Annotated in this window: 25 protein-coding genes and 5 tRNA genes; 2 read left to right on the top strand and 28 right to left on the bottom strand. The window is 45.8% G+C overall.

Annotated features, from left to right (window positions below; translation table 11 throughout):
• Window positions 1–110: 110 nt before the first annotated feature.
• The 20 genes from rplL to F5971_RS10840 all read right to left on the bottom strand — a co-directional run bounded on the left by rplL (window position 111) and on the right by F5971_RS10840 (window position 13003).
• Window positions 111–476 carry a 50S ribosomal protein L7/L12 gene (rplL, locus tag F5971_RS10935; RefSeq protein WP_036514754.1) on the bottom strand — a complete coding sequence of 122 codons (366 nt, stop codon included), beginning with the start codon at window positions 474–476 and terminating at the stop codon, window positions 111–113.
• 69 nt (window positions 477–545) lie between these two features.
• Window positions 546–1037 carry a 50S ribosomal protein L10 gene (rplJ, locus tag F5971_RS10930; protein WP_036514739.1) on the bottom strand — a complete coding sequence of 164 codons (492 nt, stop codon included), beginning with the start codon at window positions 1035–1037 and terminating at the stop codon, window positions 546–548.
• Between the two features lie 221 nt (window positions 1038–1258).
• On the bottom strand, window positions 1259–1954 hold the full coding sequence (gene rplA / locus F5971_RS10925; protein WP_036514736.1) for a 50S ribosomal protein L1: 696 nt from the start codon (window positions 1952–1954) through the stop codon (window positions 1259–1261).
• The gene (gene rplK, locus F5971_RS10920; RefSeq protein WP_036514731.1) at window positions 1954–2388 is read right to left on the bottom strand and encodes a 50S ribosomal protein L11; all 435 of its coding nucleotides are present in this window, start codon (window positions 2386–2388) and stop codon (window positions 1954–1956) included. The genes rplA and rplK overlap by 1 nt, the downstream gene beginning before the upstream one ends.
• Before the next feature lie 83 nt (window positions 2389–2471).
• Window positions 2472–3017, bottom strand: a complete 546-nt coding sequence (gene nusG / locus F5971_RS10915; protein ID WP_036514728.1) for a transcription termination/antitermination protein NusG — start codon at window positions 3015–3017, stop codon at window positions 2472–2474.
• A gap of 10 nt (window positions 3018–3027) precedes the next feature.
• Window positions 3028–3396, bottom strand: a complete 369-nt coding sequence (gene secE / locus F5971_RS10910; RefSeq protein WP_036514725.1) for a preprotein translocase subunit SecE — start codon at window positions 3394–3396, stop codon at window positions 3028–3030.
• A gap of 60 nt (window positions 3397–3456) precedes the next feature.
• Window positions 3457–3532 (bottom strand) — tRNA-Trp (locus F5971_RS10905).
• Window positions 3533–3599: 67 nt separating this feature from the next.
• Window positions 3600–4793, bottom strand: a complete 1194-nt coding sequence (tuf, locus tag F5971_RS10900) for an elongation factor Tu (RefSeq protein WP_193494984.1) — start codon at window positions 4791–4793, stop codon at window positions 3600–3602.
• Between the two features lie 87 nt (window positions 4794–4880).
• A tRNA-Thr gene (locus F5971_RS10895) sits at window positions 4881–4955 on the bottom strand.
• 5 nt (window positions 4956–4960) lie between these two features.
• Window positions 4961–5035, bottom strand: a tRNA-Gly gene (locus tag F5971_RS10890).
• Window positions 5036–5054: 19 nt separating this feature from the next.
• Window positions 5055–5138, bottom strand: a tRNA-Tyr gene (locus F5971_RS10885).
• Between the two features lie 26 nt (window positions 5139–5164).
• Window positions 5165–5240: transfer RNA gene (locus F5971_RS10880), tRNA-Thr, on the bottom strand.
• Between the two features lie 224 nt (window positions 5241–5464).
• Window positions 5465–6217, bottom strand: a complete 753-nt coding sequence (locus F5971_RS10875; RefSeq protein ID WP_051514478.1) for a type III pantothenate kinase — start codon at window positions 6215–6217, stop codon at window positions 5465–5467.
• Window positions 6192–7202 carry a bifunctional biotin--[acetyl-CoA-carboxylase] ligase/biotin operon repressor BirA gene (gene birA, locus F5971_RS10870; protein WP_193494983.1) on the bottom strand — a complete coding sequence of 337 codons (1011 nt, stop codon included), beginning with the start codon at window positions 7200–7202 and terminating at the stop codon, window positions 6192–6194. Before birA ends, F5971_RS10875 begins: the two co-directional genes overlap by 26 nt.
• Window positions 7199–7708, bottom strand: coding sequence for a dihydrofolate reductase (locus F5971_RS10865; RefSeq protein WP_193494982.1), 510 nt, complete (start codon window positions 7706–7708; stop codon window positions 7199–7201). Before F5971_RS10865 ends, birA begins: the two co-directional genes overlap by 4 nt.
• A 7-nt stretch (window positions 7709–7715) precedes the next feature.
• Window positions 7716–8558 (bottom strand): thymidylate synthase, encoded by an 843-nt coding sequence (locus tag F5971_RS10860; protein WP_193494981.1) that lies wholly within the window; start codon window positions 8556–8558, stop codon window positions 7716–7718.
• Window positions 8559–8593: 35 nt separating this feature from the next.
• Window positions 8594–9376 (bottom strand): prolipoprotein diacylglyceryl transferase, encoded by a 783-nt coding sequence (gene lgt, locus F5971_RS10855; RefSeq protein ID WP_036511908.1) that lies wholly within the window; start codon window positions 9374–9376, stop codon window positions 8594–8596.
• An 11-nt stretch (window positions 9377–9387) separates the two neighbouring features.
• The gene (locus F5971_RS10850; RefSeq protein WP_036511906.1) at window positions 9388–10179 is read right to left on the bottom strand and encodes a sulfite exporter TauE/SafE family protein; all 792 of its coding nucleotides are present in this window, start codon (window positions 10177–10179) and stop codon (window positions 9388–9390) included.
• A 26-nt stretch (window positions 10180–10205) separates the two neighbouring features.
• Window positions 10206–12491 carry a phosphoenolpyruvate--protein phosphotransferase gene (gene ptsP, locus F5971_RS10845; protein WP_237748627.1) on the bottom strand — a complete coding sequence of 762 codons (2286 nt, stop codon included), beginning with the start codon at window positions 12489–12491 and terminating at the stop codon, window positions 10206–10208.
• A gap of 23 nt (window positions 12492–12514) precedes the next feature.
• On the bottom strand, window positions 12515–13003 hold the full coding sequence (locus F5971_RS10840) for an RNA pyrophosphohydrolase (protein ID WP_036511904.1): 489 nt from the start codon (window positions 13001–13003) through the stop codon (window positions 12515–12517).
• A 258-nt stretch (window positions 13004–13261) separates the two neighbouring features.
• On the opposite strand from F5971_RS10840, the gene F5971_RS10835 reads away from it, so the two are divergent.
• A complete protein-coding gene (locus F5971_RS10835) occupies window positions 13262–13915 on the top strand; it encodes a histidinol-phosphatase (RefSeq protein WP_193494980.1) in 654 nt (217 codons plus the stop codon).
• Here F5971_RS10835 and F5971_RS10830 read toward each other — a convergent pair.
• The 3 genes from F5971_RS10830 to gcvT form a co-directional block, all read right to left on the bottom strand.
• Window positions 13912–15108 (bottom strand): class I SAM-dependent rRNA methyltransferase, encoded by a 1197-nt coding sequence (locus tag F5971_RS10830; RefSeq protein WP_036511900.1) that lies wholly within the window; start codon window positions 15106–15108, stop codon window positions 13912–13914. The genes F5971_RS10835 and F5971_RS10830 overlap by 4 nt on opposite strands.
• Window positions 15109–15175: 67 nt before the next feature.
• Window positions 15176–15568: a glycine cleavage system protein GcvH gene (gcvH, locus tag F5971_RS10825; protein ID WP_036511898.1), complete on the bottom strand. Its 393-nt coding sequence runs from the start codon at window positions 15566–15568 to the stop codon at window positions 15176–15178.
• Between the two features lie 17 nt (window positions 15569–15585).
• Entirely contained in the window at window positions 15586–16689 is a 1104-nt protein-coding gene (gene gcvT, locus F5971_RS10820) for a glycine cleavage system aminomethyltransferase GcvT (RefSeq protein ID WP_036511896.1), read from the bottom strand.
• Between the two features lie 159 nt (window positions 16690–16848).
• Between gcvT and F5971_RS18825 the strand changes: the two genes are divergently transcribed.
• Window positions 16849–17238, top strand: coding sequence for a HipA N-terminal domain-containing protein (locus F5971_RS18825; RefSeq protein WP_246187795.1), 390 nt, complete (start codon window positions 16849–16851; stop codon window positions 17236–17238).
• 1321 nt (window positions 17239–18559) lie between these two features.
• Here the strand turns inward: F5971_RS18825 and F5971_RS10810 are convergent.
• From F5971_RS10810 to F5971_RS10790, 5 genes are all read right to left on the bottom strand, one after another.
• Complete coding sequence (locus F5971_RS10810) at window positions 18560–19423, bottom strand: hypothetical protein (RefSeq protein ID WP_193494978.1); 864 nt, start codon at window positions 19421–19423, stop codon at window positions 18560–18562.
• A 114-nt stretch (window positions 19424–19537) separates the two neighbouring features.
• On the bottom strand, window positions 19538–20338 hold the full coding sequence (locus F5971_RS10805; protein ID WP_193494977.1) for a hypothetical protein: 801 nt from the start codon (window positions 20336–20338) through the stop codon (window positions 19538–19540).
• Complete coding sequence (locus tag F5971_RS10800) at window positions 20335–21897, bottom strand: hypothetical protein (RefSeq protein WP_193494976.1); 1563 nt, start codon at window positions 21895–21897, stop codon at window positions 20335–20337. Before F5971_RS10800 ends, F5971_RS10805 begins: the two co-directional genes overlap by 4 nt.
• 130 nt (window positions 21898–22027) lie before the next feature.
• Window positions 22028–22366 (bottom strand): glycosyltransferase family protein, encoded by a 339-nt coding sequence (locus tag F5971_RS10795; RefSeq protein WP_193494975.1) that lies wholly within the window; start codon window positions 22364–22366, stop codon window positions 22028–22030.
• Window positions 22367–22579: 213 nt separating this feature from the next.
• Window positions 22580–23842 carry a UbiH/UbiF/VisC/COQ6 family ubiquinone biosynthesis hydroxylase gene (locus F5971_RS10790; RefSeq protein WP_223116314.1) on the bottom strand — a complete coding sequence of 421 codons (1263 nt, stop codon included), beginning with the start codon at window positions 23840–23842 and terminating at the stop codon, window positions 22580–22582.
• Window positions 23843–23852 lie beyond the last annotated feature (10 nt).

Below are 23852 nucleotides of genomic sequence, written 5' to 3'. Positions count from 1 at the left end.
TGCCGTTATATTTTTGCTGTCATTTAATAACGGAAAAAGGCCGGTGACTCTATGGTCACCAGCCATACGCTTTTTAAGCAGGTTATGCGGCCTGCAGCGCATTGAAGCGATTACTTGAGCTCAACTTTAGCGCCGGCTTCTTCCAGTGCTTTCTTGAGTTCTTCAGCTTCTTGTTTAGAAACGCCTTCTTTAACAGTTGCAGGCGCGCCGTCAACCAATTCTTTAGCTTCTTTCAGGCCAAGACCTGTAGCGCCACGAACGGCTTTGATGACGTTAACTTTCTTATCGCCAGCTTCAGCCAGGATAACGTTGAATTCAGTCTGCTCTTCAGCTTCAGCTGCTGCAGGGCCTGCTGCTACAACAGCGGCAGCTGCAGTAACACCGAATTTTTCTTCCATCGCTTCGATCAATACAACGATGTCCTTAACAGACATTTCAGCTACTGCATTGATGATATCTTCATGAGTCAGAGACATTTTTGATTCCTGATAATCTGATTGGGTATTACCCATTAAACTCTTTTCAAACAACCTTCGCTAATGCGTTCAGGCAGCCTGCTCTTTCTGGTCGCGAACTGCTGCCAGTGTACGTACCAACTTACCAGCTGAAGCTTCTTTAAGAACGCTCATCAGCTTAGCAACGGCTTCGTCATAGGTCGGCAAGCTAGCCAGCATAGCGATGTCAACTTTTTCGCCTTCGAATGCTGCTGCTTTCAGTTCAAACTTGTCGTTGCCTTTCGCGAAATCTTGTAGAATACGCGCACCAGCACCTGGGTGCTCGTTTGAAAAGGCAATGATAGATGGACCAACAAATGCGTCTTTGAGACATTCGTATTGGGTACCGTCTACTGCACGACGTGCCAGTGTGTTACGAACAACACGCAACCATACACCATTTTCACGAGCAAGCTTACGCAAGCTTGTCATGTCGGTTACTGAAACTCCACGAGAGTCAGCAACAACGGCGGATAGAGCGGATGCAGCAGCTTCCTGGACTTCAGCGACGATCGCTTTTTTGTCTTCGAGTCCTAATGCCACGATTTACTCCTGGATTGAGTCTTTCGACTATTTACCAAATTCCTGAAATGTATATTTCAGGCAGTGAGTACGGTGGTTTTGATTCTATCGAATCACACCGTCTGCGCAGGCAAGTTACCCATTAAGACAATCTAAACGCTAGATTGTCACCTGCGGTCTTTGACGGCCTTCGTATTCTGTATGACAGGTCACGAAGACCCTCAAAATCTTTTAAACTATTATCAAGCGTTTAAGGACGACTGATCAACAACTAAGCCTGGGCCCATAGTCGTAGACACTGTTACTTTTTTCAAGTAAACACCCTTAGCCGAAGATGGCTTAAGCTTTTTCAGTTCAGCAACTAAAGCATCAATGTTTTCTTTGATTGCATCTGCAGCAAAGCCAACTTTACCTACTGAACAATGGATAATACCATTTTTATCGGTACGGAAACGGACTTGTCCAGCCTTAGCATTTTGAACCGCTGTAGCTACGTCAGGCGTTACAGTGCCAACTTTTGGGTTTGGCATCAAACCACGTGGACCTAAAATCTGACCCAACTGACCGACAATGCGCATAGCATCAGGTGTTGCAATAACAACGTCGAAGTCCAGATTGCCAGCTTTTACTTGCTCAGCCAAATCCTCAAAACCAACAACATCTGCACCTGCAGCTTTTGCTTTTTCAGCATTATCGCCTTGAGCAAACACAGCAACACGAACATCTTTACCTGTGCCGTGTGGCAATACAGATGAACCACGAACCACTTGGTCTGATTTACGCGGATCAACGCCCAAGTTAACCGCAACGTCAATTGATTCAACAAACTTAACGGTAGACACTTCGGCTAATACAGAAACTGCATCTTGAATAGAGTAAAGCTTACCCGCTACTACTTTTTCACGAATTGCTTTTTTACGCTTAGATAACTTAGCCATTACTCGTCACCTTCTACAACTAGGCCCATTGAACGCGCACTACCAGCGATCGTACGTACAGCAGCTTCCATATCAGAGGCTGTCAAGTCTGGCATTTTAGTTGTGGCAATTTCTTCCAACTGAGCACGAGTAACTTTACCCACTTTCTCAGTGTTTGGACGTGCAGAACCACTCTTAAGACCAGCTGCTTTCTTCAACAAAATTGCAGCAGGCGGTGTTTTGGTGATGAACGTAAAGCTACGATCACTGTATACAGTGATAACAACAGGTGTTGGCAAACCTAGCTCAAGACCTTGAGTTGCTGCGTTAAACGCTTTACAGAACTCCATGATATTGACGCCATGCTGACCTAACGCAGGCCCTACTGGAGGACTTGGGTTAGCCTGGCCTGCTTTGACCTGCAGCTTGATATAAGCATTAATTTTCTTAGCCATTAAGCTACTCCTTTGGGTACAAGCGCCTTTAAAAGGCTCCCCTTAACTACCATTTATATAAAAACAAACACAGAGGTTTGTATTTAGACCTTCTCAACCTGACGGAACTCTAGCTCCACCGGCGTTGATCGACCAAAAATTAAAACAGCCACTTGCAAGCGGTTCTTCTCGTAGTTAACTTCCTCAACAACGCCATTAAAGTCAGCGAAAGGACCATCGTTAACTCGAACCATCTCACCTGGCTCAAACACCGTCTTGGGCTTGGGCTTATCCGCTCCACTCTCAACACGTTGCAGTATTTCGTTTGCCTCACGATCCGTGATGGGTGCTGGTTTATCTGCGGTTCCGCCAATAAACCCCAACACTCTTGGGGTACTTTTTACCAGATGCCATGTCGCATCATTCATAACCATTTGAACCAACACATAGCCTGGATAAAACTTACGCTCAGACTTGCGTTTCTTACCATCACGTATTTCAACAACTTCTTCAGTTGGCACCAGCACATCACCAAAGAGATCCTGCATCGAATGCAATTCAATACGCTCTCTAAGGCCATTCATCACACGCTTTTCAAATCCAGAATAGGCATGAACCACATACCAGCGCTTTTTTTCTTCTGTACTCATGCCAGAACTCCTAGCCAATTGCCCCGGAAACTATCCAGCCGAGCAGAGAATCAAGCCCCCACAGCATAAGCGCAACCACTAGTACTGCAGCAAGCACCATAAGCGTTGTTTGCAAAGTTTCTTGACGCGTCGGCCAAACCACTCTTCGCATCTCGCCTTTAGCATCTTTAAACAGCTTGAACCATAGCTGACCTTTTGCAGTTTGCAGCGCAACAAAGCCTGCAACACCCGCTAAAACAATAAGCGCCAAAACACGGTAAAGCAGAGACTCATCTGAAAAAATTGAGTTTCCAACCACACCGACAGCAATAATCAGGACAACAACAGCCCACTTAATGCTATCCAGTTTTGACCCTTCAGAATTTACTTTTGTATTCACGCCAGAAGCCTCGGCTTATTAGGTAAGCTTACGCTATTTGATGCCAATCTCGACTGAGATTGGCAGGCCAGGAGGGACTCGAACCCCCAACCTGCGGTTTTGGAGACCGCTGCTCTGCCAGTTGAGCTACTAGCCTACTGCATAATAGGGAGGCAAATTATAATGCACTCCCTACCAGTTTACAACACTTATTTTAAAACTAATTACGCAATGATCTTAGCAACAACGCCCGCACCAACAGTACGTCCGCCTTCACGGATCGCAAAGCGCAGACCTTCTTCCATCGCGATTGGGTTGATCAGGGTAACGGTCATTTGAACGTTATCACCTGGCATCACCATCTCAACACCCTCTGGCAATTCACAAGCACCTGTGATGTCAGTGGTACGGAAGTAGAACTGTGGACGGTAGCCTTTAAAGAATGGAGTGTGACGACCACCCTCTTCTTTGCTCAACACGTACACTTCGCCTTCGAACTGAGTGTGCGGCTTGATTGAACCTGGCTTACACAATACTTGACCACGCTCAACGTCGTCACGCTTAGTACCACGCAACAACGCACCAACGTTCTCACCTGCACGACCTTCGTCAAGCAGCTTACGGAACATCTCAACACCTGTACAGGTTGTCTTAGCCGTGTCACGTACACCAACGATCTCAATCTCGTCACCGACTTTCAAAATTCCACGCTCGATACGACCGGTTACTACCGTTCCACGACCAGAAATTGAGAATACGTCCTCGATTGGCATCAAGAACGGACGATCTACGGCACGCTCTGGCTCAGGAATGTAAGCATCCAAAGTCTCAACCAGCTTTCTTACCGCGGTAGTACCCATTTCGTTGTCGTCTTCGCCGTTCAACGCCATCAACGCAGAACCGATAACGATTGGAGTGTCATCGCCTGGGAAGTCGTACTGATCAAGAAGCTCACGCACTTCCATTTCAACCAGTTCCAACAACTCAGCATCGTCAACCATGTCCGCTTTGTTCAAGAACACAACGATGTATGGTACACCTACCTGACGTGACAACAGGATGTGCTCACGCGTCTGTGGCATTGGGCCGTCAGCTGCTGAACAAACCAGAATCGCACCGTCCATCTGTGCAGCACCCGTGATCATGTTTTTAACATAGTCAGCGTGTCCTGGGCAGTCTACGTGCGCATAGTGACGTACTGGTGATTCGTACTCAACGTGTGAAGTTGAAATCGTGATACCACGCTCACGCTCTTCTGGTGCATTGTCGATACCGTCAAACGCTACCGCTGTACCACCCCAAACTTCTGCACATACGCGAGTCAACGCGGCTGTCAAAGTCGTTTTACCATGGTCAACGTGTCCGATTGTTCCTACGTTGACGTGAGGCTTGTTACGTTCAAAAGCTTTCTTAGCCATCTTGAATTCCCAATCTAAGTTTGTTGACCTAAGGCCATAAATACAACAAAGGGCAGACATATTACTATATCTACCCTTAACAATACATGGAGCTCATGGGCGGAATTGAACCGCCGACCTCACCCTTACCAAGGGTGTGCTCTACCCCTGAGCTACATGAGCGAATTTGGAGCGGGTAGCGGGAATCGAACCCGCCTCTTCAGCTTGGAAGGCTGAGGTAATAGCCACTATACCATACCCGCCGGGCGTAGCTGATCGAGGTGGTGGTGGGAGGTGGATTCGAACCACCGAAGCTCTCGCGTCAGATTTACAGTCTGATCCCTTTGGCCACTCGGGAATCCCACCACATCGATTTACATCTTGATCCTTCGTGGTGCCGGCACCAGGAGTCGAACCCGGGACCTACTGATTACAAGTCAGTTGCTCTACCTACTGAGCTATACCGGCGTTGCCATCGAAGTGGTGCGTATATTACTGAGCGGAATATATCTTTGCAAGCCTTATTTTGATTTTTTTATACTTTTTTTTAAAAAATCTTTTTTCTTAGGTTTACCGCTCATTCAGCAGAATGATGGATTCCTCCGAGGGCGAAGAATCGATACGCGGTGTCGGCGCCGACTGATTTTGAAAAAACCAAAAACCAGCCAAAACATTTAACAACAGCACAAACATTAACATCCAACGCCAGAACATTGATCCGCCCACGCTAACCCCTCCATCACCAACTCAGGCTCCCATTGAGCTCTTCGCAAATAATCCACCAAGAAATGCCCATCCCCGCCGGTTACAACAAGACTCTGGATGCCTTTCTCATCGGCTTGACGTTGTATTTTTTCTGCCAAGGCACTCAATAGATAACTGCTTCCATTTTTAACACAGGCCTCCGTTGTGACACCAGGCGCTTCATCCCAGCCAAATGACTGAGGATCGAACTTAACCCTTGCTGTGTTGTTCAGCAGAGAGGTTTGCATCATTCTAAGTCCTGGGATGATATACCCCCCCAAATGCTGTCCTTGCGCATCTACCCAATCGACGGTGATGGCACTGCCGCAATCGATCACACAGAGGCCTGAACGCTGACGCTGCCATGCAGCTAGCATGCCGAGCCAACGATCTACGCCCATTTTTTCGGGCCTTTCATAGGCATTCACTAAGTCATACATCTGCGCTACAGATTGAGCAAAAAACACCTGAGAGCATATCGCCTGTAAAGACAATCGCAAGCGCTCATTGATCGCATCACTGGCAACAGAGGCAACACGAACACGCGTCACACCAGAAAATGCCGCATCCTGTACATCTCCCGCTAGAAACGCTTCTGTACTGGCACGCTGGACAGCTGTTTTCCCAACCTGCCCCACAACCCTCCATTTTAGCTGTGTATTTCCGATATCAATTTCAAGTACTTTCGGCAAGCCGGACACTCAACTCTCCCCCATGCAAAGCGTGCACGCCATCCGCTCCTTCAAGCAACAATGCGCCTGAGTCATTTACCCCCTGACATACCCCTTCCCAAGACTGCGAAAGCGTCTTAACAGACACTATCTGCCCCTTAAATGCATCTGCTTCATTCCACTGCGATGTAAAGTGTGCAAAACCCTGCTTCTCAAACACGCTTAGCGCAGGTAACAAATGTTTTAAGAGCATAATCAATAAATCAGTACGACTGCAGACCAAGCCCTGAGACTTCAAGTCCGTCCACGGCTGATCTATTTCACAAGCGATACTTGCAGGCATCGCAACATTAATGCCGATACCGATCACCACTTGACTCTCAATGGAGGTATCACCTGACACTTCGATCAACACGCCAGCTAATTTTTTTCGCTCGACAAGGACATCGTTTGGCCATTTTAGCGCAACATTCAACACTCCAAGTTCGGTCAAGGCCGAACGAATAGCCATACCTACCACCAAACTTAAGCCTTCAAGCGCCGCAACACCCACACTAAATCGCCATGCCAGCGAAAAGCATAGATTGGCCGCAAAGGGACTCGCCCAAGTACGCCCGCGCCGACCGCGCCCTTGCGTTTGTTGCTCAGTGACGCACAAAGCACGATGATACCCATGACGAAATGCATCCATCGCATCCGTGTTTGTTGAGCCGGAGCAAACACTCAGTTGCAAACACTCAATCGAATTCAATGCAGGATGATGCAACGCCTCCTCCAATTGATCCCCATTGATAAGATCCACTCCTCCGGGTATGCGATAGCCTTTGCCACGAACACTGGACACCTCCAACCCCACCGCTTCCAGCAGCTTAACCTGCTTCCATATCGCCGTTCGACTTACCCCTAGCTTAGACGCCACCAGGCTTCCCGAATGAAACTGACCATCCGATAGCAACCTTAACAAATCAAGGGTGGTCGCTCCTATTGAAGACGGCGCAGTGAGTTTAGCGATCATTCTGAGCTCGCTTGATAGACAATAAAACTATATGGATACGGGTTAGGCTCAATCGCATTAAAATCTTCTTTTAAAACTTGCTGCCATTTTTGCGCATGTATTTCTGGGAAATACGCATCCCCCTCGATTTCCGCATGCACCTGGGTTAAATACAGACGCTCTGCCAAGCTCATTGCCTGCTGATAAATCTCAGCACCGCCTATAATCAACGCTTCATCAACCCCGTCAATCAGCGCCTGATGCTCGGCCAATTCAATGGCAGCCTCCAAACTATTCACCACTTTAACTCCGGGTGGCTGATAGGTTGGGCTGCGCGTAATCACGATATTCAAACGCCCAGGCAAAGGACGACCGATAGACTCATAGGTTTTACGCCCCATAATAATGGGCTTACCCTGAGTAATCCGCTTAAAATACTTCAAATCCTCGGGTAAATACCAAGGCAACTTATTCTGCCGCCCAATCACGCGATTCGTGGACTGGGCGACAATAATCGATAGACGCATAACAACCTCAAATAGCAATAGGTGCTTTGATGGGCGGGTAGGGATCGTAGTCCAATATCTCAAAGTCATCATATTCGTATTCAAACAATGAGGCAGGCTTGCGCTTAATCACAAGCCTTGGTAACGGCCTTGGCTCTCTTGATAACTGTTCAGCTACGATATTGGGATCCGAGATGTGGTTATGATACAGATGCAAATCACCAAACGTGTGCACAAACTCCCCGACCGCCAGATCGCACTGCTGCGCAATCATGTGCGTGAGTAGCGCATAGGACGCTATATTAAATGGGACACCCAAAAAATAATCTGCACTGCGCTGATAAAGCTGACAACTGAGCGCACCCTTTGCCACATAAAACTGAAATAATGTATGACAAGGGGGCAAAGCAGCTTTCCCTAACCGAGCATTTTCTTGTGGACTTAAACCCTCATCAGGCAAATCAGCCGGATTCCAGCCACTGACCAATAAACGGCGAGATTCTGGACGGCATTTAATTTGCTCAACGACGTTTGAAATTTGATCAATGGTACGGCCATCTGGACACTGCCATGACCGCCACTGTTTGCCATATACAGGCCCTAAGTCTCCATTTTCAAGCGCCCATTCATTCCAAATGGTCACCCCCTGTGCCTGTAAACGTCGATTATCCGTACTGCCTGATAAAAACCATAACAGTTCATGAATTACAGACTTCATATGCACTTTTTTTGTGGTCAATAAGGGAAAGCCTTCTTGCAAATCAAAGCGCATTTGTCGACCAAACAAGGATCGAGTGCCCGTCCCTGTTCGATCACCTCGATCTTCACCTTTATCTAAGATCTCTTGCATCAGGTCTAAATACGCCCGCATGTGCAAACTCCATCAGTCATACTGTTCAACTTTATTTAGCTCGCCTTACGATAGGCCAGCGTCAGGAATACAACCCCACATATAACCATCGGCAGCGACAGCACTTGCCCCATGGTTATCGCATTAAACGCCAAGTAACCCAATTGTGGATCGGGCTCCCGCAGGGTTTCAACCGCAATTCGAAACACACCATACAACGTAAGAAACAGTCCGGAGACCGCCATACGTGGCCGAGGTTTTGCAGAGAAAAACCACAGAACACTAAACAGGACAAAGCCTTCCAAAAACATTTGATAAAGCTGGGATGGATGACGTGCCAAACCGTCTCCTGCAGCTGGAAAAATCACTCCCCAGGTTTGATCCGTCGCCTTACCCCACAACTCGCCTCCAATAAAATTGCCCAAACGCCCCGCACCGAGACCAATTGGAATTAATGGCGCAACAAAATCACCAATGTCAAAGAAGGATTTTTGATACTTTTTGGCAAAGATGGCCAAGGCGGCAAGCACACCCAGAAAACCACCATGAAAGGACATCCCACCCTCCCAGATAGCAAATAACCACAGAGGGTCTTGAAGAAAGTAATCAAAGTGGTAGAAAACAACATACCCCATTCGACCACCCAGAATCACACCAACAGCACCCCAAAAAATCAGATCGGATACCTGTTGCTCACTCCATCCTGATCCTGGCTGCGCGGCTCGTCGATTACCCAACCACCAAGCCGCACCAAAGCCCACCATGTACATCATTCCGTACCAGTGGATCTGCAAAGGACCCAAAGATAGCGCCACGGGATTTATTGCATGTTCCCACATTTTTATATCACCTAATTAAACACTAGAAACCGCATCGCAATCGCAAACAAAAACGCAGCAAAACACTTTTTTAATACGGGCTGCGGAAGCTTATGCGCAAGCCGCGCCCCCAGACCCGCAAACAATGAACTGCTAATCACAATCCCCAGAAAGGCCGGAAGATACACATAACCCAAGCTCCACTCTGGAAGCGATTTGTCTAATCCTACCCAAATATTGGTTAATGCACCCATGACCGCAATTGGCAGCCCACAAGCCGCTGACGTTGCAACTGCACGACGCATTTCCTGACGACGCCATGTCAGATAAGGCACTGACATCGTCCCGCCGCCTATGCCAAAAATTGAAGATGCCCAACCAATGATGCCACCCGCACCCGTCAGTTCAATGCCTGTCGGCACAGTACCGCTTTGTTTCGGCTGCAAGGAAAAAGCCATTTGCAACGCGACCAACAAGGCAAACACCCCTAAAATCATTTGCAATACATGCCCTGGTAACAACATGGCTGTATTTACCCCGAGCATCGCACCTATCACTATCCCCAGTGCCAAAGAGCGAAATAGAGACCAATCCACTGCACCTTTGGCATGATGCGCACGAACTGAACTAATAGATGTAATCACAATGGTGGCAAGTGAAGTCGCAACCGCCATGTGTGTTAGATGCTCAACGGGCATCCCTTGCGCTTCGAAACTAAAAATCAACACGGGGACTATAATAAGCCCTCCACCAATACCAAACAGCCCTGCAACCAGTCCTGCAAACGCACCTAGCGCTAAATATAGCGCTATAACCATCAACATAGGGGATTCCTTATCTATCCAATAGACTATTCTTTTTCAGGTGTGGCCGGGCGCGTCAAACGCGTCAAACCAAAAGCCTTCAACGAACGACGCAACTCTTGATGTATTTCTTCAGCGTCATGCATCATTCTAACACGGTGCAGCAGTTGACGAGCATCCTCTAAGGTGACCTCGCGTATCGCGTATTTAACACGCAGTAGATTGTTTGCGTTCACAGATAAGACATCATACCCCATCGCCATCAATAACAGCGCGCCACCCGGATCGGCCGCGATTTCACCGCAGATTGACACGTGTTTTTTTTCTTTATGCGCCTCGTGCACAATAAAATCCAACGCTTTTAGAACAGCTGGATGATACGAAGCGTATAGACCGGCTACCCGCGGATTGTTCCTATCGACTGCAAGTAAATATTGCGTAAGATCATTCGAACCAACGGAAATAAAATCAACCATGCGCGCAAAGCGTCGCGCTTGATAGACTGCAGCGGGCACCTCGATCATCACGCCTATAGGAGGACGTTTGACATCATAGCCCTCATCTCTCAATTCATGACATGCACGCTCTATCTGTCGAATAGCCTCTTCAACCTCATGAAGGCTGGTCACCATGGGCAACATGATTCTCAGATTGTTCAAGCCGACCGATGCCCGCAACATGGCCCTAACCTGCACCATGAAAATTTCTGGGTGGTCCAATGTCACTCGAATACCGCGCCAACCTAAGGAGGGGTTTTCTTCGTGAATAGGAAAATACGGCAGGGCTTTATCTCCACCGATATCTAACGTACGCATGGTGACAAGCGCAGGAGCAAAGGCCGCAAGCTGAGTTCGATAACTTTCAAGTTGTTCCATTTCACTCGGGAAACAATCACGAATCATAAACGGAATTTCGGTACGGTATAAACCTATCCCTTCAGCACCTCGTTCTAACGATCGCGCAACATCTGCCGCCAATCCCGTATTTACCCATAAGGGCAATCGATATCCATCTTTGGTAATGGCGGGCAACTCTTTTAGCGCATTAAGCTGATCCAGAACAGCTCGCTCATCACTCAGAATACGGCCATAGGCTTGTAGCAACTCTTCCGAAGGATTGAGATAAACACGTCCGCTGTAACCATCGACGACAATTTCACACGCATTCAAGCGCAAATACGGAATATTGGCCACACCCATCACTGTAGGAATACCCATAGATCTCGCCAAAATTGCAGCATGGGAGTTACCGGAACCACTGATGGACACAAGCCCCGACAACTTTCCTTCAGGCACCATACCCAACATAGCCGGCGTTAACTCATCGGCCAATAGAATCGCATTTTCAGGGTAGGTAACGTCATTGTGCACCTCGTCTTGAAGGTGTCGCAATATTCTTCGACCCAAGTCTTTAATATCGGTTGCACGCTCACTGAGATAACTGTCGTCCATGGCAGAAAAGGCGCGTACATGCTCACTGATGACCTCTTTTAAGGCACCCTGAGCCCACGAACCTGCACGAATACGATCCGACACTTCCAATGCCAGCGCATTGTCATCAAGCATGCGTAAATACACATCAAATAAGGCACGCTCATCAACGCTTAAGCGTTCAGATAAATTAGCCGCAACCTGACGTATCTCATCTCGGACGGCTTCGAGCGCTTGATTAAAGGCTTGCAACTCCGCTTCGGGATCATCCGTGGTTTTATCCGGCACTGTGTCCAGATCGGCAGGCAAGGATACAACGATCACTCGACCAATCGCGACACCCGGCGCGCCGGATACCCCTTCATAACGTACATCCAGTTTGCCGTTCAGGGATGCTCCTAAGGCGTAATGATTTCCGGTGGCATGAGAGTGCGCAATAATGCCCGCCAATTGTGCAGACAGCGTGACCAAAAATGCCTCTTCACTCTCATCAAAACGCCTTTTTTCGTGCTGCTGCACAACCAAGACACCCAAGACTTCACGTTGGTGAATAATAGGAACCCCTAAAAAGGCGTGGAAGCGCTCCTCTCCGGTAATTTGCAAATAATGAAAGGAGGGGTGGGTAAAGGCATCTTGAAGATTAATCGGCTCGGCGCGCTGTGCGACCACCCCCACAATGCCTTCATTTAGGCCTAAGCTAACATGACCCACGGCTTCTTGATTTAAGCCATGCGTTGCCATTAATACATAACGTTGCACCGTTTTATCCAACAAGAAAACGGAACAGACTTCCGTTTTCATGGCTTTTTGAACACGGCTAACAATGATCGACAACACTGCATTTAGATCAGGCGCGATACCCACTTCCTGAACTATTTTGCGTAACACATTTAAGATGCTCATGTTGCCACTCCCCAGCGTTATTATTAGATGTTCGTATGCAGTCGAATCAGCTTAGGAGACAACTCCTTCATGGCTTTCCGATACACTTCACGCTTGAACGACACAACCTGACCCAGCGGATACCAGTAACTCACCCACTGCCAGCCATCAAACTCTGGAGAGTCCGTAAGATCGATCTTCACGGCCGTATCCTTACTTAGCATCTGCAACAAAAACCATTTTTGCTTTTGCCCAATACAAACAGGATGACTGTGTCGTCTCACCATGCGTTTGGGCAAACGATAGCGTAACCATCCCCGAGTCACTGCAAGAATTTCGACGTCGTTTGCCGACAAGCCTATTTCTTCTTGCAATTCCCGATACATTGCCTCTTCAGGTGATTCATGGTCTTGAATCCCACCCTGAGGAAACTGCCACGCATCCTGGCCGACTCGCCTTGCCCACAGTACCTGACCCAGCGAGTTCACCAGGATGATGCCGACATTCGGTCGGAAGCCCTCTGAATCAATCACAATATTTTTACCTGAGTATTTCTTTATAGTCTGTTTATTGTTCCACATCTACGGGTTCACGCAAATAGCCATCTTATCCGATTGGATTGCATATCACCCATGCTTCAGTCTAAGCTATTCTTTCTATTATCACTCAATGCGCCTAGTTTCATTGTATTTCTGAGAAATCTCTGCATTAAACCCCGTAGACCTTTGTTTATACAATGCATTAGAGCATATGATTGCGTCATTTTAAAACAGGACTTGGAGTATCGTACCGTGAGGCTGGCTATTTTTGATCTTGATAACACTCTGCTCGGTGGTGACAGTGACCACGCATGGGGAGCGTTTTTATGCGAAAAAGGAATTGTGGATCCACAGGTCTATCAAGATGCCAACGATTACTTCTACAAACAATACCAAAACGGGTCATTGGATATTGTTGAATTCCTAAGTTTCGCTTTAAAGCCGCTTACTCAGCACCCTATCGCTGATTTACAAGCCTGGCATCAAGAGTTTATGCAAACAAAAATCGAACCCATCATCCTCCCCAAGGCACTTGCGTTGCTCAAACAGCACCGAGACCAAGGGGACTATCTTCTTATCATCACCGCCACGAATGGCTTTATCACTCGCCCTATTGCCGAGCGCTTTGGCGTGGACGATATTTTAGCGACCGAGCCCGAATTCTTGAACAACCAATACACGGGCCGCTTTATTGGCCGCCCTTGCTTTCAAGATGGAAAAGTGACCCGCTTGCACGAGTGGCTTGAAAAGACTGGGCATTCGTTAAGCGGCAGCTATTTTTACAGCGATTCTTGCAACGACTTACCGCTGCTCGAAAAAGTGGACAACCCTGTTGCCGTAAATCCCGACGAGATTTTGACCAAGGTTGCTAACGAGCGCGCTTGGCCAATTATGGATTTACGCTAGTAGCCTGGCAACACACGCATGAAGCAGGCTTTAAGATAATTCGTTTCGGGGATAGCCGGATGCATGGGGTGATCTGCACCCTGATGACCTAGCGCAAAGACTTGCGCGCTTCGATCAAGCTCTCGGCTATTTCCGCGTAGAATATCGATCAGGCTTTCTTGGCTTAAATGCATTGAGCAAGAGCCTGATACCAACACACCGTCACGACTTAACAAACGCATGGCGAAGTTATTGATCCGAGAATAGGCCCTTTCACCATTGCGAATATCTTTGCGACGCTGAATAAACGCAGGCGGGTCAACCACAACCACATCAAAGCGTTCGCCCTCAGCGGTTAAGGCTTTGCAAATATCAAATGCATCGCCTTTCAATCCCTTAAAGCGTGTTTCACCTTGATTGAGGCGCGCATTCTCTGCAGCAACGTCTAAGGCTGTTTGCGATGCATCGACACAAATGACTTCAGAGGCTCCAGCTGCAAGCGCTTGTGCACCCCAGCCTCCGACATAACTGAATAAATCCAGCACACGCTTTCCTTTGACCAAGGACATCATTCGGGCACGATTTTCCCGATGGTCATAGAACCAGCCCGTCTTTTGGCCATCCAGAACGGGTGCCACCAACGACACGCCATTTTCACTCAGCGGAGCTAACTCTGGCACTTCACCCTGAACGACTTCGACATAACTATCAAGCCCTTCGAGGGCACGCATTTTCCCATCGTTACGCAAAAGAATCGCTTGCGGTGTGAATACCTTGTTCAAGGCATCCACAATATCGGCCTTGACGCGCTCCATCCCTGCGGTGGAAATCTGGACAACGAAAATATCGTAAAAGCGATCGATCACCAAACCTGGTAGACCGTCTGACTCACCGTAGACCAAACGGTAGCAGTTTTCGGAGAAACAGCGTTCACGTAAAGCAAGCGCTATATTCAATCGGTGAACCAGCAACGAACGATCCAAAGGGTATTTAATATCGCGACTGATTAAGCGACCACAAATAAGATTGTTAGGATTGACGTAGGCTAACCCTAGCACCTTTCCTCGCGCATCTTGTACACACACCTGCTCACCTGCCTCGAACTGCTTGAGTGGCGAAAGCTGTGTGTTAATTTCGTTGCTGTAAATCCAAACATGGCCAGCACGCAAACGCTTCTCAGCACCTGCGTTTAGAATAAGCGGTTGAAAGTTCATATATATCGCTTTAGAGAAGCAACCTACGATTCATTCGTAGGTTGTTTGTGTAAAAATCACAGAGTTATCAGCTTTCTGATTCGCAATGCTCTGCGTAACCATCGGCATCCAGCAAATCGTCTAACTCCGCAGGATCGCTTATACGAATACGGAAGAACCAACCGTCACCATAAGGATCTGAGTTCACCAGTTCTGGTGCATCTTCTAAATCTTCGTTAATCGCAATCACTTCACCTGTAAGTGGAGCATAGATATCAGAAGCCGCCTTAACAGACTCAACGACACCTGCATCATCACCCGCTGCCAGCTCGTCGCCCACCTCTGGCAGCTCAACAAACACGACATCACCCAGCAGATCTTGCGCATGGTCCGTGACACCAATCGTGAAGGTTCCATCACCTTCATCACGAATCCACTCGTGACTAGCGACATACTTTAATTCAGCGGGAATGCTACTCATACTTAATCCTACCTGTTTCAGGAATATACTTGTTTACCGTTTCGAACAAACGGTGGCCTTACTATCTTGACACAAACTTGCTTGCCTCGCATATCCACTTCAGCCGTATCTGACTGAGTGATTGGCAGTCTTGCTAATGCAACAGAATAGCCCAATGTCGGTGAAAAGCTACCACTGGTAATCTCACCGTCTTGCCCTTCTGCCGTAATCACTCGTTGATGGGCGCGCAACACACCGCGTGACTCCATCACCAATCCAACCAGCTTATAGGCTGGCCCCTGAGCTTTTTCAGCTTCTAACGCCGTGCGTCCAACGAACGCGCGATCTTGTGGTTCCCAAGCAACCGTCCAGGCCATATTAGAGACCAAAGGTGTGACGTTTTCATCCATGTCTTGGCCATAGAGGTTCATTCCTGCTTCTAACCGTAAGGTGTCTCTGGCTCCCAAACCACAAGGCTTTACTCCAGCATCAGCCAGTTGCTGCCAAAAGCCTGCGGCTTCATCTTCAGGTAGCATGATTTCTAAACCGTCTTCACCCGTATACCCTGTGCGCGCAATAAACCAGCCTTCGGACTCATGACCTTGAAATACATCCAGTTCATCTATTAAGGCTTGGCGGTAGGAACTCAAAACGGATTTGGTTTTTTCGATGGCCTTAGGCCCCTGAATGGCTATCATGGCAAGCTCAGGCTGCTCGGTTAAGGCGACATCCATTTTAGCGGCACGCTCAGACATCCAACGCAAATCTTTTTCACGCGTAGCGCAATTGACTACGAGTCGATAGCCTTCACCGACGACCTCTGAGTCCGTCATTAAATAGACAATCAGGTCATCGATAACACCCCCCTGCTCATTCAGCATGGCGGAGTACAAAGCTTTGCCTTTTTGCTTCAAACGAGCGACGTCGTTCGCAAGCAACAAACGAAGATATTCCCGAGCATCTGGGCCTGTTACATCAACAACCGTCATGTGTGATACATCAAACATGCCTGCGTCTGTACGAACCTGATGATGCTCCTCTACTTGGGAACCATAGTTCAGTGGCATATCCCATCCACCAAAGTCCACCAGTTTGGCTCCCATAGCAAGATGCATAGCGTGAAGTGCGGTTTTATTTCCCATGAAGTTACTCATCTGTACGGCATTCTCAAGCGAACAATCTCACACTGCTCTGCTAGGTCGTGCAAAAAAGGGATATTAATGTAGCGACAAAGCAACTCTAATTCAATTATGAGGCACGTCTACTGTAAGTTTTTTTCACTGGCGATAACAGATATTGGCGTGCTCGCGCAAAATCGCCATGGCGTTTTCTTTCAATATGATCAAGCGTATCCAAGTCGTTTTGAAAACCTCTCGCCATTTGCTATCCATTTTGATGCGTCGTTGCAACAAGCACCTAAGGCTCCCCATGGAGGATTACATGGCGTATTTGCCGACGCATTACCTGATGGTTGGGGGTTGTTACTGCAAGATCGTGTTTTTCGTCAGCATGGCCTATTACCAGCCAGTATTACCGCAATGGATCGCCTAGTAGACTCCATTTGCATAGTGCATGGGACTTACTGGATGCTGGTTTTCGTTCACCGAGCTTGGATTACGAGGATCTTATTAAAGCCACCAGGATGCTGTGTAAATCACCCACCGCAGGCCAATCGCGGCACAAGTGATTAAGGAACTTATTGAGGTTGTATCCGATTTCAATAAGGTTGCAACCACATTAGGGGTCACATGCCAGACCGCCTGTTTAATCGCCGAACAGATAAGAAACTCCACAAACGCTATAAATAGAACGCTTGGTTAAAGATTGCGTTCAGAGTACGGCTATGGCACCATTTTGAACAGCCTCTGATCAAACTCCTGTAAGATAATATAAACACAAAACAGTTATAAACCAAATTACTACGGCTCTAAGTGGAAAAACATAGGGGGAATACAAAATAACTCCCAACAGCCAAATGACTCCTCTAGAAGAGTACATTTTCTCTAAGATCGCTTTCTTTAACTGATTAAAAGTACTCGCATCAAAACGCTCTAACTGAACATTGCAATACAAAAAAAACCAAACAAATACAACAATCCATGCTATAAATCCGACTGTACTAAGCATACTGGTCATTCGCCTATTTTTCAAAAAATGTTAGAAGCTTTTTAATACTGTTGATTGGTTATTTTTATCAATATTCACATACAGCATGTTTATTTTCATCCCTCAAAATCATAGAAATAAGCACATCTAGAATTACCACATGTGCTAGTAAAGGTAGCATTTTCTATGCTTCTTCTGAAAATTATTTTAAACAAACCGGAACCACTGTAAGAAAGAAAATAAAGATCCATACAAACGGCGCTCGATCAACAAACAGCCACAAACTTAGAAACATTACGATTCCGATCCTAAATGGTAAAATCACAACCCCTATGAATTTAGCTTTTTTAATATGCAAAATTTGATTAAAGCACTCTTTACGAACCTCCTCTGGAGTACAGCCTTTTGCGACCAAATCCAAGCTCACCCCTATTTTTATCGGCATATAAAATACAAGGACAACACATAAAACAGGTCGTATAAAATTAAAAAGCAAGCATAAACTTTCCATGCACTCTAAGCCCATCCTGCTTTCTTTGAGCACTGAACATACAATATTTTCAAGAAAGCTTAAAATTAATCAAGTCAAACTGACAATCCTATTAAGAGTAAACTTATCCATCTATTTAACCTTAAACACGCACAAAGAAATACGTACAACAAAAATATCTTGACACAAAGTCAAAGCTTGAAAGATTATCACAAATAAACAATAGTAAAAATTCATAAGAAAACCCTAACCAAAAATAACTGAACGCAGACAGAAGAACAACTAAAAGGCTAAAGCTGCTGAAATGACGTGTGATTTCGTCAGCCACGTCAACTCCTCTTAACAAGAGCTTTATGAACTCATCTTCGCGAAAAAACCTAAAGCTAGTTGGATACTACTAGCATAACCGATAATTATTACCTGCAATTATTACTAAAAATTTCATAGTAAGCATTTTGAACCAAAAACCTATCAATTGCAAAAACTTCTCTTTCAGAAAGATTATTCCTTGAGTTAAATGCCGCACAATCTTGGTCTGACAAAATATAATAACTACCACTCTGCAAGTTCAAAGTAGCTTTTGCAATAATATATGATAATGAATCACTAAAGTAACCATCATTAACTTTATTATCAAAACTAAATCTTAAGACTTCGCTGAATCTTGACATATAATCAAAACCAATATACAATCTAAACTTATCAGGCATATCATGCATAATTAAATAGTCACTATAATCGATACCAAAAAACACAATTATATCAGCAATAAAAATGTACTTCTCATTATCATCATAGAAATCAAAATCTTCAACAAAACGGTCTATACTTTCTCTTAAACACTCGTCACTTTCACAGCTATCAATATAAAATTGATTAAATATGAAATACATAGCGTTATACATACCCAAATCATATGCTTTATTTAAGTAAATCAAACCAGAATCTCTATCACCAAAATGCATTTTTGAAAAACTATAAAAAAATGCACACCTAGCGTCCTTATCTTTACAAGTATAAACAAGGTCAACAATTTCATCATACTCTTCCATTTTAACTTTTAGGATAGAGAGATAAACATTAAAGTCGACCCTATGCTCATCTTTCACAGCATCATGAATTTTTTCACAAGCCTTAATTCTTAAGATATTTTCTCTTTCTATTTCAAAATGACTATCAACCCAAAAACCAGTTTCTGTCATATAATCACAAGTTATTAAATCATCTTTACAACCTGATAGAAAAATCAATAACACAACAACTACAACTCTACTTACCACAGAAGCCTCCACCATAAAAACAAATGATTTTTTTAACTGGCCCACACATCGTTTTATACATATAAAAATCATTTAAATAACTAAGTCAAACACATGGCGATATCTTGACATATACTACTCCCTTAATTTTTTAAAGACTTCATCAATTGCAACAACACATGAGGTATTTTTACGGAAACTAGCCGCCAAAATAAGTGGAAAATCAACGCTTAACATGACAAGATCAACCAGTTCGTCTCGTGTAAAATAATCTATTCCAGATATAATTAACTGAGCACCAGACTCTTTTCCTACTATACATTGCGCTAATCCATAGTGGAATTTATCAATATAAACAAACCAATCATCAGCATTATCGACATTAGAAATTTCATTGCCTTGCCAGTTTTCGTCATAGAAAAATATTTCTTTTTGAAGTGCTTTTTTTATATCGACATCATCAATATTTTCTACAAGCTCTTTTCCCTTATTTCTGACCACATCCAAATCTAAAGTAATCTTTCTATCTTGTGAGAGATATATCGCGTTAATTCGATTTAAAAGATTCAGCCTATTAACTGTAAGTTTTGACAACGCAACAATATCAAGCTTATTCCCTCTCATACGCTCAAAGTCTTCAATCAACTTCTGAGCTTCATATAAATCCACCAACAAAACATCTAACGGCTTATCATTTTGTTTTGATAATGCAATAAAGCGTGCAATTTTAATAGTTCTTTCAATATCATTTTCTTGTGAAGAAAATGGATTCTTCAAATAAAAGTAGGGCAATGTTTTCACAAACCAACGATTGTCTGGATAAAAAACCCAAGAATGCTTATCCAACCACCTCATTGAGGTTAAGTGAAGAATGAAAAAAATTACAACAAGATAAAACAATGCATTTATTATAGACAGGCGTCGTAACTTTTTCATGCAGCCATCCTAAAAGCATTTGTTGTCGTCGATAAAACCCAATAAATCATATTTTTTTGTTCAACATTCAAGTCTAATCGATAGATATCTGAGCGACTGCCGCTTTGAAATCTATCATGTTCTTTGTTATTGGTGTTACCGCTGCCCTTTTCAGTAAGAGTGTTATCTAATATATCAGTGACATCCTCTCCCAACGCTGACATCATGGTCTTAAACGATGCCATATTAAGCGAGTCGGCTAACCCGATCCCGTGAACAGATCGCACGAACTCGCTTAACATTTCCATTCCTTTTTCATGGTCGTCTACGATCAACTCAGAAAGACTGCTAACAACTCCAGACAGATCCCCGACAATGCTCTCTGTTTCCGCATCCCAGCCATAGCGAATATCAAGGAACAAGTCTTTCAAGTGACTTCTTGCCATCAGTTGGCCGTAGACCAACTCTCTCAAATCATTCCAAGCACCCAGTAGAGCAATCGCCGCACCCGCATTTGGGTTAGGATCGAGCGTATAGCCCACCCATTTAGTACCCCTGAAGCGCTCAATCACCTCCAACCGTCGTGCATCACCAATCACATTCCCATCAATCTTCGATGCACGGCTATAGGGGTCCACATCTTGAACCCCTGCCCAATGGTAAATGATATCGGTAATCAAATTGTCTCGCTCTAGCCGAGTATCAGCAGCCACAAAAGCACCCACCAATGACTGTAACCTTCCAGAATCATCCATCGCCATGGCCTGGTGCAAGTTACGCACCAGACCGTAGCCACGGGCATCAGGGAGGGCTGAAATATCGCCAGAGACCTCCACCCATTCCGTTGGAATACTATAAGCTGCATCAGTCTGGAACCATACGTCAGTCGCAGTGCGGGTCTCACCTTCGGTAGTAACAAAACTGCCTAGTTGGCGATGCTCATTGCCATTGGCGTCGATATAACTGGAGTTATCATAAGCGACATTAATCGCCTGAATGCCAACGTCCTCAAGCGTTAATAATTCGCCTTCGTCGGTGCGTCCATTAATATTAGCATCAACCCACACACGCAATTCAGAGAAGATTGGATCATTGGCATCAATGATGCCATCACCATTAGTATCCAGTTCAGCTAGAGCGGCAAAGCCATTCACAGCCTGCATGCCATTGGACAAGCGTGTTTCTGAACCGAATAGTTCTTGTCCTGAGTCTATCACGCCGTTGGCATTTCGATCCCACACTAATAGACCGTCACCGGAACCAACCCAGCCAGTGCGTTCTGCAAAGCCATCGCCAGCGTGGTCGAAATTAATTCCTGCAGATAAACCAAGAGTGTTGATGCCACTACCATCAAGGTTAAAGATGATCATATTAGCTAAATTCAATTCTCTATAATAGCTATCAACTCCCGTTTCAAAATCAGTCAATTTAGTATCTTTTTCACTGTTTTCAGAACAACCGCTTATGATCGACATGAAAACAAGGATATAAATCACTAAGACAACCTTAGAAAACACCCATATATTTTTCGATGAATACTGAAACTCTTTTTCAGACAAACCAATACACTTTTTATTCACAAACCCACCTACAAATCAATTTTAAAAGAACAAATCGAGTGTTTTTACTATATTGATATATGTATCTAATTTATTATTAACCTGTCGGAAGCTTCTATCGTTTGAAGGCCCGTTATTATGCATCTTTCAATCATGACATTGCAGATACCTGAAGAACTTTGCGATAGGCGGCTCTCGGTATTCTGCTAATAAAGTGGGGTCGATTAGGGTCGAGGGGCACTTCCTGTCGCATTTTTTCTCGCCAATTTTTAGCACCTTTAGGAGGCTTGCCATAACTCACCTCATCCCCACCAACGATAATGGCGTGGCAGGTTGGGTGTTGTTTTTGGATTTTTGCCAGTGCTCGCATGAAAATATGGAAGCCACGGTAAGGCTCAAGGTTGCGTAAATGGATCAATTGAACATCAGGAGAGTGTGGCCAAGATTTCGCAACCTCTCGAACTTGACCGGGAAAAGTATGATGAAGCATTAGAGCGGCCGTAAGCAAAGTGCTTTTTGGCGGCTGGGTAACAGCGTTGCAATGTATTCCCTGCACGATTCATTTTCCCTATGATTTTTTATTCCTACGAAACGCTAAACCCTGCTTAGAAAAAAATCAACAAAAAAGCTTGATCTGTCATTTTGCACTACCCGCCTTGCTCTAGCGACAAGCCGTGCAAAAAATAAACAACCACACTCTCCCTCAAAACACCCTAATGGGTGCTCGACACAGAGGCGGCAAATCCCCTTTAGTGCCCATCGCCATGGCTACCAAATGATTTTTCACCGGAGCCAGTTGGTCAAGACCCTTCATGCCCAAGCTTCGCAACAAACGAATGGGCGCAGGCCTGTGTCCAAACAGACGGCGAAACACTTCCATGGTCGCGGCCATTTTGATATTTTCGGCTCGTCTTTGCCTCTGAAACCGACGCAGTACCGCCAGTGATGACAAAGACTCTCCTGCCTGATGCGCTTGCGTTAACACATCTGCCAGTGAGGCGACATCCAAAAAGCCAAGATTGACGCCCTGCCCCGCCAGAGGATGAATCGTATGCGCTGCATCACCTATTAAGGCTAAGCCTGTATCAACGTACTGATGCGCATGCCTTTGGCGTAAATTTAATGCCATCACTCGATCAGCCACTCGTATGTCACCTAGCCGCCCCCCCACCGCATGAGTAATCGCTTGTCCTAGTGCCTCGTCTGAGAGCGCTTGTAAGGACCGCGCATGTGCAGGAGAGGTGGACCAAACCAATGATAAATAGTGTGGGGAAGTAGATGCTAGAGGCAATAGTGCCAAAGGGCCATCCTCGGTAAAAACCTGCCAACAGGTATGTTGATGACTCTGCTCACTGATCAAGGTGGTCACCAACGCATGATGACCGTAATCCCACTCCGTTGCACCAATACCCGAGAGCTGCCTAGTTTTTGACAACGCGCCATCGGCCCCAATCAACAGCGGTGTATGAATAATGTCACTGTTGGTCAAGGTGATCTGACGTCCACCGGCTGCATCGGGTGCGCTCAACGCTGACAGGCCAACACCTTGCATGATTTCGATCTGCGCATATTGCTGAACAACCTTGAGCAACGCCGCATGTATAATACGGTTTTCGACGATATGACCTAAACAGGGTTCATGCAACTCATCCGCGCTGAAATGAATTTCGCCACGCCCCATACCGTCCCAAACATGCATATCGGTATAAGCGGCCGCACGCAAGCCCTCAATAATTGACCAAGCACCCAAAGAGTCTAATAGCTGAGACGATGCCTTTGTCAAAGCGCTCACGCGCACATCAAAACGATCACTTGGCAGCGCATCTAATGCACCACTCTGCTCAAGAGCCTGCTGCTCAAGCAGTAGAATACGCAACCCCGTCGGCGCTAAGGCGGCGGCTAACGCCAAGCCAACCATACCGGCACCCGAGATTACCAGATCAAAACGCATTGCTGTCTCAGACATCGTCTTTCCT

Origin of the sequence: Nitrincola alkalisediminis (assembly GCF_009821115.1) — a bacterium.
In the GTDB taxonomy this organism is placed as follows: domain Bacteria; phylum Pseudomonadota; class Gammaproteobacteria; order Pseudomonadales; family Balneatricaceae; genus Nitrincola; species Nitrincola alkalisediminis.
This window is presented reverse-complemented; position numbering and strand designations above follow the sequence as displayed.

Coding starts and splice junctions, on each gene's coding strand:
- lgt (WP_036511908.1), bottom strand. CDS start 9,376: ATGTGGGAACATGCAATAAATCCCGTGGCGCTATCTTTGGGTCCTTTG.
- tuf (WP_193494984.1), bottom strand. CDS start 4,793: ATGGCTAAGAAAGCTTTTGAACGTAACAAGCCTCACGTCAACGTAGGA.
- F5971_RS10865 (WP_193494982.1), bottom strand. CDS start 7,708: ATGCGTCTATCGATTATTGTCGCCCAGTCCACGAATCGCGTGATTGGG.
- rplL (WP_036514754.1), bottom strand. CDS start 476: ATGTCTCTGACTCATGAAGATATCATCAATGCAGTAGCTGAAATGTCT.
- birA (WP_193494983.1), bottom strand. CDS start 7,202: ATGATCGCTAAACTCACTGCGCCGTCTTCAATAGGAGCGACCACCCTT.
- ptsP (WP_237748627.1), bottom strand. CDS start 12,491: ATGAGCATCTTAAATGTGTTACGCAAAATAGTTCAGGAAGTGGGTATC.
- rplK (WP_036514731.1), bottom strand. CDS start 2,388: ATGGCTAAGAAAATTAATGCTTATATCAAGCTGCAGGTCAAAGCAGGC.
- F5971_RS10850 (WP_036511906.1), bottom strand. CDS start 10,179: ATGTTGATGGTTATAGCGCTATATTTAGCGCTAGGTGCGTTTGCAGGA.
- nusG (WP_036514728.1), bottom strand. CDS start 3,017: ATGAGTACAGAAGAAAAAAAGCGCTGGTATGTGGTTCATGCCTATTCT.
- F5971_RS10790 (WP_223116314.1), bottom strand. CDS start 23,842: ATGTCTGAGACAGCAATGCGTTTTGATCTGGTAATCTCGGGTGCCGGT.
- gcvT (WP_036511896.1), bottom strand. CDS start 16,689: ATGGGAAATAAAACCGCACTTCACGCTATGCATCTTGCTATGGGAGCC.
- rplA (WP_036514736.1), bottom strand. CDS start 1,954: ATGGCTAAGTTATCTAAGCGTAAAAAAGCAATTCGTGAAAAAGTAGTA.
- gcvH (WP_036511898.1), bottom strand. CDS start 15,568: ATGAGTAGCATTCCCGCTGAATTAAAGTATGTCGCTAGTCACGAGTGG.
- F5971_RS10805 (WP_193494977.1), bottom strand. CDS start 20,338: ATGAAAAAGTTACGACGCCTGTCTATAATAAATGCATTGTTTTATCTT.
- F5971_RS10860 (WP_193494981.1), bottom strand. CDS start 8,558: ATGCGGGCGTATTTAGACCTGATGCAAGAGATCTTAGATAAAGGTGAA.
- F5971_RS10830 (WP_036511900.1), bottom strand. CDS start 15,108: ATGAACTTTCAACCGCTTATTCTAAACGCAGGTGCTGAGAAGCGTTTG.
- F5971_RS10795 (WP_193494975.1), bottom strand. CDS start 22,366: ATGCTTCATCATACTTTTCCCGGTCAAGTTCGAGAGGTTGCGAAATCT.